We start from the raw sequence: 16,180 nt of genomic DNA on the forward strand, positions 1-16,180 counted from the left end.
AAGTGCCGCCCGATGCGGCTAGCCTGGAGAGGCAAAGCAAGTGCACGCGCGAATCTGGTGGTGATGCTGGTGCTGAGCGTCGCGATGCTGGGCGCGGCCTGCGGTCGTGGTGACCGTGTGGACGCGGAATCCGGTGGGGTGCATCCCGCTACGTCCACGACCCGGTTGCTCGAGGGTGTCCCCGCGCCCGACCCGGTGACGCCCGACGGCGTCGCCGTTGCGGCGCTGCGGGAGATCTACAGCTGGGAACCCGCCACCGAAAACCATGGCACATCGTTGAGCCGAGCGCGGAAGTTTCTGGGTCCCAGCTTGATTCGTATGCTGGATGCCTCGCCGACCGGGATGGAGACCCCGAAAGCGACGCTGCAGTGGTCGGATTGGGCGAAGGCCGGAGCGCGCGTGGACGCATTCACCTTCGCCTCCGGTGAGACGGCACCGAACACCACCGACCCGAACGTCCAGCAGTTCAAGATCGGGATCGAGCAGACCGTCGTCTATCCGAACGGGCGCAAGGAGCCGTTGCCACCGGCGACGGTGATCGCCACCGTCGTGCGGACGCCCGACGGATGGCGGCTCGACGCGTTCCGTTGACCACACGCTTTCACCACCGGACCGCCGACCCAGGAGGCACACATGGCGAAGAAGAAAAAGGTGACGGATCCGGCCGTGCCCGGACCCGATCTCAGCCTGTATCTGACCTACGCCGGCTTCGCGATCTTCGGAACCATCTGGATCGCACTGCATCTGGGCAACATGCTCGCGGGCAGCCCGCAGAGTGTCCCGATCAACCCGATCGCCATCGTCGCCGACCTCGCCAGGGGAAGGCTGCAGTGGCCGGGCGCGTCCACGGTGATCCTGCTGCTGGTGATCGCAAGCGTGGTCGCCTATCTCGCGATCCGCAGACGGCTGAAGAAGCGCCAGAGCAAGGGCAGGCTGCCGGTCGACGATAAGGCCGATGTGATGGGCAGCGGCGGCGCGATCTCCATGCTCACCGAGGCGGGTGTCCGGGAGAAAGCCGATCAGTTGGGGGTGCGACTCGGCTACGACGACGTTCCCGGTGTGCCGATCGGTGTCGGCGTGGCCGATGGGGTGATGCTTTACGGCTCCTATGAGGATCTGCACCTGGATATCTGGGGACCGCGTCAGGGCAAATCGACCTCGCGTGTGATCCCGGCGATCCTCACCGCGATCGGACCGGTGCTGGCCACCTCGAACAAGCGAGATGTGGTGGACGCGACCCGAGACGTCCGGGAGTCCAAGGGAAGTCCCACTTTCGTCTTCGATCCGCAGGGTGTCGCAGGCGAGGAGCCGACCTGGTTTTGGGATCCGTTGTCCTGGGTGGACGCGGGCCGCGAGGGCTGCGAGATGCGCGCGGCGCGGTTGGCCGGGCACTTTGCCGACGGTGACGGTGGCAGCGACACCAAGACCGACGCGTTTTTCGATCCGGAGGCCGAGGACCTGCTCGCCGGATTGTTCCTCGCCGCTGCCGTCGGTGACCGCAACGGCAGCAGGCCGATCGTCCAGGTGTGGGAGTGGGTGACGAACCCGCAGGATACCGAGCCGATCGAACTCCTGCGCGCCGCACGCCACCACTACACGGCGTCCGGACTTTCCTCGCAGTACAACACCGATCCGCGCACGCGAAGCGGCATCTTCGGTACTGCCAAGAAGATGATCCGCTGCCTGAAGCTGTCGAATGTGCATCCGTGGATCACCAGGGGCGGGGACCGTCGGGAGTTCGACGAGCTGGAGTTCCTCGAGCACAACGGAACTCTTTACAGCCTGTCCCTCGAGGGCCGCGGCTCGGCCGCGCCGCTGGTGAGCGCGCTCACCGAGGCGGTGGTGGACGTCGCGATGCGCAAGGCATCGCAGTCGCGCGGCGGGCGACTGGAGATTCCATTGCTCGCGGTGCTCGATGAGGCCGCGAACGTGGTGCGCTGGAAGGATCTGCCCAAGCAGTACAGCCACTTCGGCTCGCGCGGCATCGTGGTGATGACGGTGCTGCAATCCTGGGCGCAGGGCGCCCGCTGCTGGGGTGAGAGCGGCATGAACGCCCTCTGGTCGGCGGCGAACATCAAGGTGCTCGGCAGCGGCGTCGACGACACCAGGTTCCTGCAGGAGCGGTCCGATGTCCTCGGCGAGTACGATGCGATCTCCCAATCGGTCTCGGAATCCAAAGGTGGCAAAAGCTATTCGCGGTCGCTAGGTTCGTCGAAGACGTTCTCGGTCAACGGTCTGGCAACGTTGCCGCGTGGCCGGGCCATCGTGTTCCCGTCCGGTGCGCCGCCGGTGCTGGTCCGGACGGTTCCGTGGTGGGAAGGCGAGTACGCTGCCGACGTGAAGAAGTCCATCTCGCACCATGATCCGCAGCGCAAGACGGAAATCACGGACCTGATCGGCGCGCCCTCGTTGAGCAAGTCGGCACCGCCGCCGGAGTACGGACAGGTCGAGGAGGTTCGCCCGCTGTGACCGAACAGCAGCAGCAACCGATGATCTACGCGAGTGTGGTGGAGTTCGTCGAAAATTATCTCAGCCTGGTTTACCGGCGGCAGGTCACCGATCTCAGCGACACGGTGTGGTGCCCGGAGTGGTGGCAGCACGCCGAGGCGGTCGCGCGGCTGGACGCGCTGTGGCGTGCGTGGGAGCACTACCGCCTGGACGGGCGCACGGGGCTGAGCGTCTGGTTCCTGGACCACGCGGACCCACATATGTCAAAACTCTTCGACCCGAAGGGGCCGTTCAAATACTGCAGTGTGCGCAACGGTCACAAGGATATGCTCAGCCCGCTGCCGCTGAAGTCGCCGCAGCACGGCATGTTCGGTGATCCCACGATCGGCGACTTCCGCCTGTAAACCCTTGCCGGACAGCGCTTCACGTGGAGTCCCGGAAAGGCGAACGCCCGCTGGGAAACCAGCGGGCGTTCGGTCGTCTACTGTCTCGCGCGTTCCAGGCCGCGAGCTTCCTGTTCCCTGGCCCGAGTCACTGACGGCGCCTCGTCCGGGCGGGTGCGCACGGCCTCGCCCGGCGGCTGTGCCTGGCCTACCTCGATCAACATCCGCACCGCGGCCAGTTCCGGCGCGACCCCCATTTTGGCGAGATGGGCGGCGATCGCCATCCGGCGTTCCGCGGAGTCGTATCGCATCGCGGGCTTGGCGTTCGCGGCGGCGTTGGCGGCCATGCGCGTGGCCTCGGCTTGCGCGGAGAAGCGGTCCTTCTCCAGGGATACACCCTTTTCCGCGATCGGCTTCTCGATCAGCCGAGCCAGTTCGGTGTTGCGCGGATCCTTGGCCTTCGCGTCGCGGGCCTCGCGGAGCTGCATCTCTTTCGCCTCTTTGATGCGGGCGTCCGTGAGCTTGGCGCGCGCCTCGGCTTCTTTCTGACCACGCTCGCGGGTCCGCAGTGCGACGAGCGTCGCCATCTGCAACATAGTCCTCATCATGGCCGCTGTCTCCCGGCCGATGTCGTCCAGTTCTTCGGACATGGCTGCTCCCCGATGCTGCAGTGATCACTATGGATGATTGTGGTGCTTCGTCCCGGACGCCGCCACGCGAACCGTAGTCCGTGTAGCGGGCCCCGCCTGCAAACGCGGACACCCGGAGGACTCGTAACGCGGCACTCCCTACAAGGGGATCGCCCTATTCGCGGGATGGCTACGCTGCGGGAACTCCTTGGTTCGAGATTACCTGACAAAGGTCGACACAATCGTACGAGCGTGCCGCATATCAGCATATATTGCACAATTCCGGCGCAGGTGCGAACTCGGCGGAGGATCTCCGGATTTCTAGGAAAACCTTACCGAATAATAGGGTCGCCTATTTCGGTGGCGCGGCGGATCGGCGATGAACTCGGGCCCGCACGGTGATCGGCGGCGGGCCCGAGCATCGGGCGATCAGCGGTCGATGCGTACCGATTGGATCGTGACCGGCTCCTTCGGCTTGCCGTCGCCGGGGCCGTTCGAGTTGTCCTGGCCGAGCTGCGCGATCTTGTCGAGGGTGCCGAGGCTGCTCTCGTCCACGGTCCCGAAGATCGTGTACTGCGGCGGCAGCTGTGAATCTCCGTAAACGATGAAGAACTGGCTGCCGTTGGTGCCGGGGCCGGCGTTGGCCATGGCGAGCACACCACGTTTGTAGGCGATCGCATTGCTCAGCGCTGGATCGTTCGGCGCGTACTGATCGGTCGGGTATTCGTTGTCGAACTCATAACCGGGCCCGCCGGATCCGGAGCCGGTCGGGTCACCGCACTGCAACACCTTCAGGCCCTCGTCCGCGGTCATCCGGTGGCAGCCGGTGCCGTCGAAGAAGTTCTGCGAAGCCAGGCTGACGAAGCTGTTCACGGTGCACGGTGAGTCGGCGTTGTTCAACGTCAGCCCGATCGGACCCTGACTGGTCTCCATGCTCACGCTGACCTTGGCGTCGACACCGGTGGTCGGGATGCCGCCGGCCTTCGGCTTGGTCGCGGCCTTGTCCGCGGGCTTGGCGCCATCGCGGTAGACGCAGTCGACCGTCGCCGGCTTGGCCTTCGCGGCGGGTGGCGCCGCGGCCGCGGCCGCAGGTGAGCTGGTCGGCGAGGCGTCGGCGGCATCGGAGCTGTCGTTCTCGCCGCGGGTCAGGAAGTACACCCCGGTCACGGCTGCGACCACCACGACGACACCCAGCACCGAGCCGGCGATCGTGAGTTGCTTGCGCCTGCGCGCCCGCTGAGCCCGGTTGGCGAGCTGACGCTCCAGCTTGCGTTTCGCCGCTGCTCGTCGCTGTTCGTTGCTCGGCACTACCACGTTCCTCCCGTATCTGGTGACATCGGGATAAGAGTGTGCCAGTTTTTCCTGAGACTGCTCCGTAACCTTCCTGAGAGGCGGTTCGGTGAACCGGTTGGACTTCGCGGGCCGTGGTGGTGGAAACTGGAGCATCGTGACCAAGACCAGCAGCTTCTCCGCCCCGAAGGGGGTACCGGACTACGTGCCTCCCGGCTCGGCCGAGTTCGTCGCGGTGCGAGACGGCCTCATCCACGCCGCCCGACTGGCCGGGTACGGACATGTCGAGCTGCCGGTCTTCGAAGACACCGGGCTGTTCGCCCGCGGCGTCGGCGAGTCGACCGACGTGGTCACCAAGGAGATGTACACCTTCCCCGACCGCGGCGATCGCAGCGTGACGTTGCGCCCCGAGGGGACAGCGGGCGTGATGCGCGCCGTCATCGAGCACGGGCTCGACCGCGGCCAGCTCCCGGTGAAGCTGTGCTACTCGGGTCCCTTTTTCCGTTACGAGCGGCCGCAGGCGGGTCGCTACCGGCAGTTGCAGCAGGTGGGCATCGAGGCGATCGGCGTCGACGACCCGGCCTTGGACGCCGAGGTGATCGCCATCGCCGACGCGGGGTTCCGCGGGCTCGGGCTCGACGGCTTCCGGCTCGAGATCACCTCGCTCGGCGACGAGACCTGCCGCCCGCAGTACCGGGAGTTACTGCAGGAGTTCCTGTTCGGGTTGCCGCTGGACGAGGAAACCAAGCGCCGCGCCCAGCTCAACCCGCTGCGCGTCCTCGACGACAAGCGGCGCGAGGTGCGCGCGATGACCGCGGACGCCCCGCTGATGATCGATCACCTCTCGGAGTCGGCCAAGGCGCACTTCGAGCAGGTGCTCGGCCACCTGGACGCGCTCGGCGTGCCGTATGTGGTGAACCCGCGCATGGTGCGCGGACTCGACTACTACACGAAGACCACCTTCGAGTTCGTGCACGACGGTCTCGGCGCCCAGTCGGGCATCGGTGGCGGCGGTCGCTACGACGGCCTGATGGCGGAACTCGGTGGACAACCGCTGTCCGGCATCGGTTTCGGGCTCGGCGTGGACCGCACCATGCTCGCGCTGGAGGCCGAGGGCAAGTCGGCGGGAAACCCGGCGCGTTGCGAGGTGTTCGGTGTGCCGCTGGGCGATGCCGCCCAGCATCGGATGGTCGTCCTCGCCGCGCAGTTGCGGTCGGCGGGCATCCGGGTCGACCTCGCCTACGGCGGCCGTGGCGTGAAAGGCGCGATGAAGGCGGCCGACCGGTCAGGGGCGAAGTTCACCCTGGTGCTCGGCGACCGCGACCTCGCGGACAGCACCATCGGACTCAAGGAAATGGCGACCGGCGAGCAGCGGCAGGTTCCGTTGGGCGAGGTGGTCGGTGTGCTCCGAGCGTCGCTGGTCGGCTAGCCAACGGCCTCGCTCGGACTAGGGCAGCACCGAACTCGGGGTCTGGGCGGCGTGTGGGGCCACCTGGCACCGAACGCCCGCTCACCCAGGCGGCCGGCGCGGTAGCGTGACCCGGCACGTGCCGGAGTCGGGAGAGGGCGGAGCAGTGTCGACGAATTCTGGTGACCAGCAGGCCGTTGCGCCGGTGGGACTCGACCTGGTCGCGCCCGAGCTATACGCGCCGATGCTGCGCCGCCTCGCACTTGCCGCGTCGGGCATCGGGATCGGCGCCGCGCTGTTGGCGGCCACGGTGGTGACCTGGCCGTTCGCCGTCGCCATCGGTCTCGTCGTCGGCGCGCCGACCGTCCTCTATGCCGTCGCGCTGCGGCGTCGTCGAATGTGGTTGGCGGGCACAGTTATTCACGCCCGCAGGCTGTTCGGTGAGCGGCAGGTGGAGATGTCGGCGGCGACTGGTGTCGAGGTACTGGTCTTCCCGGCCCGGTTGAGCCGCATCGCCCTTCGGGTCACCGCGGGGGAGGTCTCGCAGCTGATCCCGCTGGCCATGTACACCGACGCGGGTAGCGGCCGCGAATTGCACCTGCTCGGTCTCCGCAGACTGGCCGACGCGCTCGCGGCCAGTCAATTGGCCGCGGCGGTGGCGGTTTCCGCGATGTTGTTGCACCAGTTGCGGGCGGAGGCGCGCGATGCGGGACTGGAGGAGCGGCCGCTGTATCGCGCCGTGCGGTTGGCACGGTCGAAGGATGTGGTGTCGCCGATCGTGCTGACCGACACCGAGGTTGCCGCGCTCGGCTGATCCGGCGCGGCGGGAGATCGGCTTGGGCCTCGGGCCGCGCCGGTGGCGCTGCGCAGGCGGGGTGTGCGGTTGCGTGGACGGATTACTGTCGTGTAGCTCACCACCGGGTTTCGCGGGCGGTGAGAGTCGATAGGGTGGGCAGCGAGAGCCCCCTACCGCAAGGAGTTCGTCGTGACCACCGCCGCCGGCACCGCGCCCGTGACCGTCGCCGTGACCGGAGCCGCGGGCCAGATCGCCTACGGCCTGCTGTTCCGGATCGCCTCCGGTGCGATGCTCGGCCCGGACACGCCGGTGCGGCTGCGGCTGCTCGAGATTCCCGCCGCAGTGGCCTCGCTCGAGGGCGTAGCGATGGAGCTGGACGACGGTGCGTTCCCGCTGCTGGAGTCCATCGACATCAGCGACGATCCGTGGATCGGCTTCGCGGGCGCCGACATCGCGCTGCTGGTCGGCGCCCGCCCGCGTACGGCGGGGATGGAGCGCTCGGATCTGCTCGCCGCCAATGGCACGATCTTCACCGAGCAGGGCGCGGCGATCAACGCCAGCGCGGCAGACGACGTCAAGGTGCTCGTGGTGGGAAACCCGGCCAACACCAACGCGTTCATCGCCATGAGCAACGCCCCCGATGTGCCCGCCGAGCGTTTCACCGCGATGACTCGTCTCGACCACAACCGGGCCATCGCCCAGCTGGCGGGAAAGACCGGTGCACCTGCCGCCGGCATCGCCCGCGTGGCGATCTGGGGCAACCACTCCGCGACGCAGTACCCGGACATCGCGCACGCCACCATCGCGGGTCGTCGGGCCCTCGATCTCGTCGGCGATCGCGCGTGGCTGACCGACGACTTCATCCCCACTGTGCAGCAACGCGGCACTGCGATCATCCAGGCTCGCGGCGCGTCCTCGGCGGCCAGCGCGGCGAGCGCGGCGATCGACCACATCCACGACTGGGTGCGTGGTACCCGGGACGGTGACTGGGTGTCCATGGCTGTGCCCTCGGACGGCTCTTACAGGGTGCCGGAGGGTCTGATCAGCTCGTTCCCGGTGACGTGTGAGAACGGCGATTACACGATCGTTCCCGGTCTGCCCATCGACGATTTCGCCGGGCCCCGCATCGGCGCCTCGGTCGCCGAACTCGAGCAGGAACGCGACGCCGTTATCGACTTAGGGTTTGCCAAGCGCGTCTGACGCTTGCCGTTTCCACGAATTCGCGCGGCGTTCGGCACACCGCGCGAATCCTGCGAGTCGCCCCACGGGCCTACGCGACCGTCCAGGTTTCGGATCCGCTGAGCAGGGACTGGAGTGAGTCCGGACCGACCGGCTTGCGTTCGCGGGCCACCTCTGTCTGGGCGCGTACCGCGTCGTCGTAAGTCGGCCGCGAGACGCTGCGGAAGATGCCGGTGACCACATGGCCGAGATCCTGGTCCGACAGCCGTGACAGCGCGTAGGCGTACTCGGGGCTGTCGGCGTAGGCGTCGTGCACCACGATGTCGGACTCCACGATGCCGTCGGTGCGGGCCACCTCGAGGCGGAAGCCGTTGCGCACGACGGCGAATTCGCCCTCGGCGCCGAAGCGGATCGGTTCGCCGTGCCGCAGCGGGACGAGATGGTCAGCGGCGTTCTCTCGTCGAAGCACGTCGAACGAGCCGTCGTTGAAGATCGGGCAGTCCTGCAGGATTTCCACGAACGACGTGCCGCGGTGCTCGGCAGCCGCGCGCAGCACCTCGGTGAGTCCCGCGCGGTCGGAATCCAGGGCGCGGGCAGCGAAGGTTGCCTCGGCGCCGAGTGCGATCGACAACGTGTTGAACGGGTGGTCCACCGAGCCCATCGGGGTGGACTTGGTGATCTTGCCCTGCTCCGAGGTCGGTGAGTACTGGCCCTTGGTGAGACCGTAGATCCGGTTGTTGAACAGCAGGATCGTCATGTTCACGTTACGTCGCAACGCGTGGATGAGATGGTTGCCCCCGATGGACAGCGCGTCACCGTCGCCGGTCACCACCCAGACCGACAGGTCGGGGCGGCTGACCGCGAGGCCGGTGGCGATCGCGGGTGCGCGACCGTGGATGGAGTGGATGCCATAGGCCTCCAGGTAGTACGGGAAGCGGCTGGAGCAGCCGATGCCGGAGACGAACATCAGGTTCTCTCTGCGCAATCCGAGTTCGGCGAGAAAACCCCGCACGGTCGCCAGGATCACATAGTCGCCGCAGCCAGGGCACCATCGGACCTCCTGATCGGAGGTGAAGTCCTTCGCCTTCTGCGGTCCGTCCGCCGACGGCACGCCGGACACCCCGGTCAGCCCCAGATCGGCGCCTATGAGCGAGGTTTCCACGATCGTCATTCGTTACCCCCAACCGTGCGGTAGGCGACTGCCTCGGCTGCGCTCGGTCCGGCGCAGGGCTGTGGACGGACTTCGTCCGGCAGTGCTCGATAGGTGGCCTTCGCTCGCGCGGCGAAGGCCTTGTCCCGTTCCATATCGGCGATCGATCCGTCCAGCGCTGCGTCGATGACCCCGACCAGTTCCTGTGCGGAGAACGCTGTGCCGGCGATCTTCGTCCACGGATGCACGTCGACCAGGTACCTCGCGCGCAGCAGCATGGCGAGCTGGCCGCCGTTCATCTCCGGCGCGACCACGGTGCGGTATCGGCGCAGCACGTCACCGAGGTTCGCGGGCAACGGATTCAAATTACGCAGGTGCGCCTGGGCGACCGGCGCGCCACGGCGACGGGCTCGACGGCACGCCTCGCCGATCGGGCCGTAAGAGCTACCCCAGCCGATCAGCAGCAGCTCGGCCGTGCCCTCCGGGTCGTCCACCTCGAGATCGGGGACGGCGATCGCGTCGATTTTGGCCTGCCGCAACCGGACCATGAGCTCGTGGTTGGTGGGGTCATAGGAGATGTTGCCGCTGCCGTCCGCCTTCTCCAGTCCACCGATGCGGTGCGCGCGCCCCTTGGTGCCCGGTACGGCGAGTGGGCGCGCCAGTGTGTCGGGGTCACGGGCGTACGGCTGGAACGGGTCGGCGTCATCGCCCTCCGGCTCGAATGCGGGATCGATCGGGGCCAGCTCGTCGACGCGCGGAATCGACCACGGTTCCGAACCGTTCGCGATGGCGCCGTCGGACAACAGCAGCACCGGAGTACGAGAGGTGAGCGCGATCCGTGCCGCCTCCACCGCAGTGGCGAAACAGTCGGCGGGTGAGCGCGGCGCGAGTACCGCCACCGGCGACTCGCCGTTGCGGCCGTAGAGCGCCTGCAACAGGTCGGCCTGCTCGGTCTTGGTCGGCAGGCCGGTGGACGGCCCGCCGCGCTGCACGTCGATCACTACCAGCGGTAGCTCGGTCATCACCGCGAGACCGATGGTTTCGCTCTTGAGCGCGAGACCGGGCCCTGAGGTGCTGGTGACGCCGAGCGCACCGCCGAGCGCCGCACCCAGCGCGGCGCCGATTCCGGCGATCTCGTCCTCGGCCTGGAATGTCGTGACGCCGAAGTTCTTGTGCTTGCTCAGCTCGTGCAGGATGTCCGAGGCAGGCGTGATCGGGTACGTGCCGAGAAAGACCGGCAGCCCCGCAAGCTGCCCTGCGGCGATCAGGCCGTAAGCGAGGGCGGTGTTGCCGGTGATCTGGCGATAGGTGCCCGGCGGCAGCTTGGCGGGCGCGATCTCGTAGGTGGTGGCGAAACTCTCGGTGGTCTCGCCGTAATTCCACCCCGCGCGGAACGCCAGCACGTTTGCCTCGGCGATCTCCGGCTTCGCTGCGAACTTCTCTCGCATGAACCGTTCGGTGCCGCCGATCGGGCGCCCATACATCCAGGACAGCAGGCCGAGCGCAAACATGTTCTTCGCGCGCTGGGCGTCCTTCTTCCCGACGCCGGTCGATTCGGTGGCGCCCAGGGTCAGCGAGGTCATCGGGACGTGATGCACCACGAAATCCGACAGTGTCTCGTCCGTCAGCGGATCGGCGCCGTAGCCGACCTTCGCGAGGGTGCGCTTGGTGAACTCGTCGGTGTTGACGATGACGGTGGCGCCGCGCGGGAGATCCTCCAGATTGGCCTTGAGCGCGGCGGGGTTCATCGCGACCAGCACGTCGGGTTGATCACCGGCGGTCAGGATGTCGTAATCGGCGATCTGGATCTGGAACGACGAGACACCGGGCAACGTGCCCTGCGGCGCTCTGATCTCGGCGGGAAAGTTCGGCTGGGTGGCCAGGTCGTTGCCGAAAGCGGCGGCCTCGTGGGTGAAGCGATCGCCGGTCAGCTGCATCCCGTCGCCGGAGTCCCCGGCGAACCGAATCACGACCTTTTCCAATTTCGCTGTGCCGACCTCACTTTGGTGCGAAACCATGTGCTTGCTTCACTTCCTCGTCGATGAGAGGTGCCATCGCCAAACTACTCCGTCGAGCGCGGTACGCGCCCCCGCAGCGCGCGGTCCGTCCGGAATCGGCGGTGGAGGCTTCAGGCGAACAATGCCAGCTGCGGGTCTGCGGTGTGTGGAATTTCGGAGGGTGTCTCTGGTTCGGTTGTGCTCCGCGGCGTCAGACCGTGCTCGGCCAGCAGCGGATCGACGCGCCCGCGCAGCCATGCCGCGTATTCCGGCGTCACGTATGCGCCCCGGCCGTAGAGTCGGCGGTAGCGGCCCAGCAGGGCGGGATGGTGTTCGGCCAGCCAGGTCAGGAACCAGCCCCTGGTGCTACCGCGCAGGTGCATCGGAAACGCGACGGCCGAGTCGGCCCCGGCCTCGGCGATGGCGCCGAAGATCGCGTCCAGGTGCGCCCGGCTGTCGGTGAGACAGGGGATCACCGGTGCGACCATGACGTTTACCGTGAACCCCGCGTCGGTGAGTGCGCGCACGAGATCCAGCCGTGCCCGGGGCGACGGCGTCCCGGGTTCCAGGCTGTGGTGCAGGTCCTGGTCGAGGATCGCGATGGATACCGCGAGGCCGACCCGCACCTCGCGGGCGGCGGGTGTGAGCAAAGGCAGATCCCGGCGTAGCAGTGTGCCCTTGGTGAGGATGGAGAACGGGGTGCCGGAATCGGTCAGCGCGCGAATGATGCCCGGCATCAATCGATACCGGCCCTCCGCGCGCTGATACGGGTCGGTGTTGGTGCCGAGCGCCACCGGCGCGCGGCGCCAGGACCGCTTGCCGAGTTCCTTGCGCAGCACCGCGGCGATATTCGTCTTCACCACGATCTGCGAATCGAAGTCCCGGCCCGCGTCCAGGTCCAGATACTCGTGTGTGCCGCGCGCGAAACAGTATCGGCACGCGTGGGAACAGCCGCGCATCGGATTGACGGTCCAATGGAACGGTAGATTCGCGCCCTCGGGCACCTTGTTCAGCGCGCTTTTGCACAGCACCTCGTGGAATGTGACGCCGTCGAACTCAGGCGTCTGGACGGTGCGCACGAAACCTGCCCGGGACAGCCCGGGCAGGGCGCCATCATCGGCGTCCAGAGTTTGGCTTTGCCACCGCACCCTTTCAGTCGAACATGTGTTCTAGATGCTGTCAAGCAATCTGCCGGGCGCCGGGCGGCGTCAGCCGGGCCGGGTCGGCGAAGAAGGCGACCAGATCGCGGACGGTTACGTCGATAGGGCGTGGCTGGTAGCCGAGTTCGCGTTCGGCCTTGCCGTGGTCCACGCTCGGCGCGGAAATCAGTGCGCCGAGCGCGGCCTTGGAGACGATGTCGGAGTTGAACAGCTTGCCGATCGGCGCGAGCGCCGGGATGATGCCGGACACGAGCTTGGGCGGGATGGCGAACTTCGGGCCCTTCTTGCCGCCGTGGCCCGCGGCCAGGCGGCACAGGTCGAGCATCGAGATCATCGATCCACCGAGCAGGTAGTTCTCACCGGTGCGGCCGTGTTCGCCGGCCAGTAGTAGGCCTTTGGCCACGTCGCGCACGTCGACCAGATCGAAGCCGCCGCCGATCATGGCCGGCACTCGGCCCCGCGCCGCGTCCGCGAGCGTGCGGTTGATCCGGGACAGCGGCCTGCTGTAGTCGAGCGGGCCGAAGACGCCGGTGGGGTTGCACAGCACCGCGTCCAAGCCCTGGTCGATCACCTTGCGCAGTTCCACTTCGCCCGCCCACTTCGAGCGGTCGTAGACCGGAAGTGCCGCCTCGTTCGACCGCGGCGCGCTCTCGTCGATCCGGCCGCCGCAGCTGTACTGGTTGAATGCGTGGATGGAGCTGGCGTGCACCATCCGGCGCGCGCCGACGGCAAGCGCCGCCTCGGCAACCACGCGCACGCCCTCGGTGTTCACCTGCCAGGCCAGCTCGTTCTTCTCGGCGAGGGTGATCACTGCGACAAGGTGGTAGACGACCTCGGCGCCGGCCAGTGCGGCGCGCATCGACTCCGGATCGAGTACGTCGCCGCGCACCCAGGTCGCATCCGGCGCGGCGACCGTGTCGGGGACCGTCCGATCGATGGCGGTGACCTCATGGCCCTGTTCGGCGAGCAGGGAAAGCAGATTCGTGCCAAGGTAGCCGGCTGCGCCGGTCACTGCGACCTTCATGGCTCCGAGAATATAGAACTTGTTCTAATTTGCAACACGTTCCAGTTCGGTGCGATTCGGCTCGTGACGCCGCGCTCGGCCTCGAACCTCGGCGGTCTCGTCCGCTATATTGAGCCCACACCGTAGCGGCCCAGCCGATTCGGCAGGGGAGCGAACGGGTCACGACGAAGTTCATGACACAGCTGTTCACGACGATTTTTTGGGGGGGCAACTCGATGAGTGATCTCTCGGTAGAGACCGAAGCGGTCCGGGCGTTCGCCGCCACGAACGCGGGCATCGCCGACGATCTCGCGGGGGCGGGCGCTTTCGACGCGGTGCGTAACGTTGCCGCGTTGGCTCCGGTGTTCGGACTGATCGGCGTCGACTATCTGGCGATGTTCGCCGCGGCCCAGGTGCTGCAGGCCAAGGACATCAATGATCTGTCGGCCAAGTACGCCAAGCTTTCGGAGTCGGCGTTCAGTGCCGCCGCTGCCTACGACGCCACCGACTCGTTCAACGCGGGCGCGCTCGGCTCCATCGCCAACCAGATCGGGGGCGCGGTATGAGACCACTGGACAGCGGCGTCATCGCGCCCGAGGGGTCGGTCGTCGAGCATGCGGCCGAGCAAAACGTCGCCATCGGCCAGCAGACCGTGCTGGACGCGTTGCAGAACTCGCCCGCGCGGGCGGTGCTCGACCTGCCGCTGCCCCAGCTGCCCGACGACATGCCGCCCATCGAACCGCCCGCGTTCGTATTGTCGCGCAAGATTTCCGAGGACCAGCACACGCTCGGCGCCGTTCCGGCGGGACTGCCCGGCTCGAACGGCGCGGCAGGGCCGGGCACTCAGGATATTCCTGGCGTTCCGCATGAGGTCTCCGCTCTGCTGGGAGAAACGGGCACCGCGATCAACCACGCCGCGGCCCCGGTGGTCGAGGGCGTGCTCAGTGGCGGGCTCGCCGACGCGCCGGCCGCCGTCTCGGCCGCGGTGAATCGGGCCGAGGCAGCGCTGCCGCCGCTGCCCGCCGACCCGGTGGCCGCGCTGATGCAGGGCGTCGCGCTGCCCGCGCTGCCGGGTGTGGACATGCTCATGAAGCCGATCCTCGATCTGCTCGGTAGCTTCGGCACCGGCGTGATCGGCGCGCTCGACCCGACCGCGATCCTCAGCCAGTCCTCCAAGGTGATCGAGATGGCCATGCAGGTGGGCAAGGGCAGCATGGCCACCGTCGACCAGCTGTGGCAGAGCCAGGCCGCCCGCAACGCGCAGGTCACGAGCCAGCAGGCGAACGTCGAGGGCCACGAGACCAGTCAGCGCGGCATCGACATCTCCGAGCTCACCCAACGCGCCGCCGCGGTAGTGCAGCAGGGCAACGCGCAGCTGCTCGGCATCGCGTCGTCGTTCGCCACCCAGGCGACCGCGCTGGCGCCGGTGATCCTGACCCCGCCCGCGCAGGCGACGCTGATCGCCTCGGCCACCGAGCACCTCGGTCACGCCATGGGCGTCGTCAATGCCACCCGCGGTGACCTGGCGGGGAAGACCGCCGAACTCAGCGGCATGGTGCAGCAGCTGGTGGCGCCGGGTGGCGGGCCTGCGCCGCAGGAGCTGGCGCAGGCGGTGGCGCAGACCGTCGGCCAGCCGATCCTGGAGCAGGCGCAGTCGACCGCGACGGACACGGCCACGAAGGCCGCGGGCCTGGACTCGTACGCACCGGGTACACCGTCGACCACACCGTCATCGGTGCATACGCCGCACAGTCCGAGCGTCAACCACGGCGTGCCGAGCGGTTTCCCCGGCAACCCCGGTCGGCCGGGAACGCCCTCGGTGCCCAAGCCCACCGGCCTGCCCGGCAGCGCGGCCCCGCCGATCCGCCCGATCGCGGGTGCGCCCTTCGGTCCGGGCGGACCCGGCACGACCCCCTCCGGTGCCAACAGCTTCATGGGCAGCCCTGCCGCCGGGGCGGGGCAGCGGGGCAACGACGAGGAGCATTCGCGCACCGTACAGCCCTATCTGAGTCCGACCGGCAATGACGACCTCACCGGTTCGCTGGGAGAGTCCACGCCGGACGTTATCGGCGCGACGCACTCCGACGAGATCATCAGCTCCAACTACGAGCAAGACCAGTTCTAGCCCCGCACGGGCTTACCGGGCAACCCGGCCCGAACTGGCAGTAACCGCTTGGGCCGCACCGCGGGTATCAGTTGTCCTGGACGAATGCATCGAGCAGCTTCTTGTAGAGGTCGGCAAAGCGTTTTCGATTGGCCTGCTGCTCGGCGCCGAGGCCGTCGGTGGCCTGGGGCGCGTAGACGATCAGATGCACGTCCGCATTCGGCGGCTGCGACATGTAGTCGATGATCTGGCTGCCTTGGTCGGTGGCCCTCGGCACACCGAGATCCACGGCGGTGAGCGACCTGGTCTCGGCCAGCGCCGCAGTCAGCACCTCGGGCGGAACGTGCCCGTTGATCCGCTTCGGCGAGACATCCGGTGTGCGATCGGCGGCGACGGCGTCGGGGATCTTGACAGCCTTGCCGTCGGAGAAGATTTCCAGTTGCGGGCGCAGATCCACCCGGCTCTGCCAGCCGTCCGGAATGGTGGTCAGGGTGAACAGCACCAGCGGCTCGGCGGCCGGAGGCAGCGCGCTGGGCTGCTGCGGCGGGGCGGACGCGGCGGTGCCTGAGCCCACCTCGAGCGCCAGCATCGCAACCAGCAGGGCCACTGTCGTACGTCGCATCAATCCCATCT

The 16,180-nt window shown here is 67.8% G+C and carries 15 protein-coding genes; 8 read left to right on the forward strand and 7 right to left on the reverse strand.

The window, feature by feature from the left end:
- Nucleotides 1-12 precede the first annotated feature (12 nt).
- From AB0H00_RS05445 to AB0H00_RS05455, 3 genes are read left to right on the forward strand one after another with little or no spacing between them, the layout of a single operon-like run.
- On the forward strand, nucleotides 13-591 hold the full coding sequence (locus AB0H00_RS05445) for a hypothetical protein (protein ID WP_357261216.1): 579 nt from the start codon (nucleotides 13-15) through the stop codon (nucleotides 589-591).
- Between the two features lie 42 nt (nucleotides 592-633).
- On the forward strand, nucleotides 634-2,469 hold the full coding sequence (locus AB0H00_RS05450) for a TraM recognition domain-containing protein (protein WP_357261219.1): 1,836 nt from the start codon (nucleotides 634-636) through the stop codon (nucleotides 2,467-2,469).
- Nucleotides 2,466-2,852: a DUF4913 domain-containing protein gene (locus tag AB0H00_RS05455; RefSeq protein ID WP_357261222.1), complete on the forward strand. Its 387-nt coding sequence runs from the start codon at nucleotides 2,466-2,468 to the stop codon at nucleotides 2,850-2,852. Before AB0H00_RS05450 ends, AB0H00_RS05455 begins: the two co-directional genes overlap by 4 nt.
- Nucleotides 2,853-2,929: 77 nt before the next feature.
- On the opposite strand, the gene AB0H00_RS05460 is transcribed toward AB0H00_RS05455, so the two are convergent.
- Nucleotides 2,930-3,481: a hypothetical protein gene (locus AB0H00_RS05460; protein ID WP_357261225.1), complete on the reverse strand. Its 552-nt coding sequence runs from the start codon at nucleotides 3,479-3,481 to the stop codon at nucleotides 2,930-2,932.
- A gap of 408 nt (nucleotides 3,482-3,889) precedes the next feature.
- Nucleotides 3,890-4,768, reverse strand: a complete 879-nt coding sequence (locus tag AB0H00_RS05465) for a peptidylprolyl isomerase (protein ID WP_357261228.1) — start codon at nucleotides 4,766-4,768, stop codon at nucleotides 3,890-3,892.
- A 139-nt stretch (nucleotides 4,769-4,907) separates the two neighbouring features.
- Here AB0H00_RS05465 and hisS point away from each other — a divergent pair, with 139 nt between their 5' ends.
- The 3 genes from hisS to AB0H00_RS05480 all read left to right on the forward strand — a co-directional run bounded on the left by hisS (nucleotide 4,908) and on the right by AB0H00_RS05480 (nucleotide 8,154).
- Nucleotides 4,908-6,179 carry a histidine--tRNA ligase gene (gene hisS, locus AB0H00_RS05470; RefSeq protein WP_357262385.1) on the forward strand — a complete coding sequence of 424 codons (1,272 nt, stop codon included), beginning with the start codon at nucleotides 4,908-4,910 and terminating at the stop codon, nucleotides 6,177-6,179.
- A 145-nt stretch (nucleotides 6,180-6,324) separates the two neighbouring features.
- On the forward strand, nucleotides 6,325-6,972 hold the full coding sequence (locus AB0H00_RS05475) for a hypothetical protein (protein WP_357261231.1): 648 nt from the start codon (nucleotides 6,325-6,327) through the stop codon (nucleotides 6,970-6,972).
- A gap of 171 nt (nucleotides 6,973-7,143) precedes the next feature.
- Nucleotides 7,144-8,154: a malate dehydrogenase gene (locus tag AB0H00_RS05480; protein WP_357261234.1), complete on the forward strand. Its 1,011-nt coding sequence runs from the start codon at nucleotides 7,144-7,146 to the stop codon at nucleotides 8,152-8,154.
- 70 nt (nucleotides 8,155-8,224) lie between these two features.
- Here AB0H00_RS05480 and AB0H00_RS05485 read toward each other — a convergent pair whose 3' ends face one another.
- The 4 genes from AB0H00_RS05485 to AB0H00_RS05500 all read right to left on the reverse strand — a co-directional run bounded on the left by AB0H00_RS05485 (nucleotide 8,225) and on the right by AB0H00_RS05500 (nucleotide 13,464).
- Nucleotides 8,225-9,304 carry a 2-oxoacid:ferredoxin oxidoreductase subunit beta gene (locus tag AB0H00_RS05485; RefSeq protein ID WP_357261236.1) on the reverse strand — a complete coding sequence of 360 codons (1,080 nt, stop codon included), beginning with the start codon at nucleotides 9,302-9,304 and terminating at the stop codon, nucleotides 8,225-8,227.
- A complete protein-coding gene (locus tag AB0H00_RS05490) occupies nucleotides 9,301-11,301 on the reverse strand; it encodes a 2-oxoacid:acceptor oxidoreductase subunit alpha (protein WP_357261239.1) in 2,001 nt (666 codons plus the stop codon). The genes AB0H00_RS05485 and AB0H00_RS05490 overlap by 4 nt, the downstream gene beginning before the upstream one ends.
- Nucleotides 11,302-11,411: 110 nt before the next feature.
- Nucleotides 11,412-12,428 carry an Rv2578c family radical SAM protein gene (locus tag AB0H00_RS05495; RefSeq protein ID WP_357261242.1) on the reverse strand — a complete coding sequence of 339 codons (1,017 nt, stop codon included), beginning with the start codon at nucleotides 12,426-12,428 and terminating at the stop codon, nucleotides 11,412-11,414.
- 31 nt (nucleotides 12,429-12,459) lie between these two features.
- Nucleotides 12,460-13,464: an NAD-dependent epimerase/dehydratase family protein gene (locus AB0H00_RS05500; protein ID WP_357261245.1), complete on the reverse strand. Its 1,005-nt coding sequence runs from the start codon at nucleotides 13,462-13,464 to the stop codon at nucleotides 12,460-12,462.
- A 173-nt stretch (nucleotides 13,465-13,637) separates the two neighbouring features.
- On the opposite strand from AB0H00_RS05500, the gene AB0H00_RS05505 reads away from it, so the two are divergent.
- Together AB0H00_RS05505 and AB0H00_RS05510 are read left to right on the forward strand one after the other, a co-directional pair.
- A complete protein-coding gene (locus AB0H00_RS05505) occupies nucleotides 13,638-14,009 on the forward strand; it encodes a type VII secretion target (RefSeq protein ID WP_357261247.1) in 372 nt (123 codons plus the stop codon).
- Nucleotides 14,006-15,568 carry a hypothetical protein gene (locus tag AB0H00_RS05510; protein ID WP_357261250.1) on the forward strand — a complete coding sequence of 521 codons (1,563 nt, stop codon included), beginning with the start codon at nucleotides 14,006-14,008 and terminating at the stop codon, nucleotides 15,566-15,568. The genes AB0H00_RS05505 and AB0H00_RS05510 overlap by 4 nt, the downstream gene beginning before the upstream one ends.
- Nucleotides 15,569-15,635: 67 nt before the next feature.
- Here the strand turns inward: AB0H00_RS05510 and AB0H00_RS05515 are convergent, their stop codons facing one another.
- Nucleotides 15,636-16,169 (reverse strand): hypothetical protein, encoded by a 534-nt coding sequence (locus tag AB0H00_RS05515; RefSeq protein WP_357261253.1) that lies wholly within the window; start codon nucleotides 16,167-16,169, stop codon nucleotides 15,636-15,638.
- Nucleotides 16,170-16,180 lie beyond the last annotated feature (11 nt).

It is taken from the genome of Nocardia sp. NPDC023852, from assembly GCF_040639505.1.
In the GTDB taxonomy this organism is placed as follows: domain Bacteria; phylum Actinomycetota; class Actinomycetes; order Mycobacteriales; family Mycobacteriaceae; genus Nocardia.

What these genes read in the sequence shown, in the direction of transcription:
- AB0H00_RS05460 (WP_357261225.1), bottom strand. Translation starts at nt 3,481, where the DNA reads ATGTCCGAAGAACTGGACGACATCGGCCGGGAGACAGCGGCCATGATG.
- AB0H00_RS05515 (WP_357261253.1), bottom strand. Translation starts at nt 16,169, where the DNA reads ATGCGACGTACGACAGTGGCCCTGCTGGTTGCGATGCTGGCGCTCGAG.
- AB0H00_RS05445 (WP_357261216.1), top strand. Translation starts at nt 13, where the DNA reads ATGCGGCTAGCCTGGAGAGGCAAAGCAAGTGCACGCGCGAATCTGGTG.
- AB0H00_RS05490 (WP_357261239.1), bottom strand. Translation starts at nt 11,301, where the DNA reads ATGGTTTCGCACCAAAGTGAGGTCGGCACAGCGAAATTGGAAAAGGTC.
- AB0H00_RS05505 (WP_357261247.1), top strand. Translation starts at nt 13,638, where the DNA reads ATGACACAGCTGTTCACGACGATTTTTTGGGGGGGCAACTCGATGAGT.
- AB0H00_RS05500 (WP_357261245.1), bottom strand. Translation starts at nt 13,464, where the DNA reads ATGAAGGTCGCAGTGACCGGCGCAGCCGGCTACCTTGGCACGAATCTG.
- AB0H00_RS05485 (WP_357261236.1), bottom strand. Translation starts at nt 9,304, where the DNA reads ATGACGATCGTGGAAACCTCGCTCATAGGCGCCGATCTGGGGCTGACC.
- AB0H00_RS05510 (WP_357261250.1), top strand. Translation starts at nt 14,006, where the DNA reads ATGAGACCACTGGACAGCGGCGTCATCGCGCCCGAGGGGTCGGTCGTC.
- AB0H00_RS05450 (WP_357261219.1), top strand. Translation starts at nt 634, where the DNA reads ATGGCGAAGAAGAAAAAGGTGACGGATCCGGCCGTGCCCGGACCCGAT.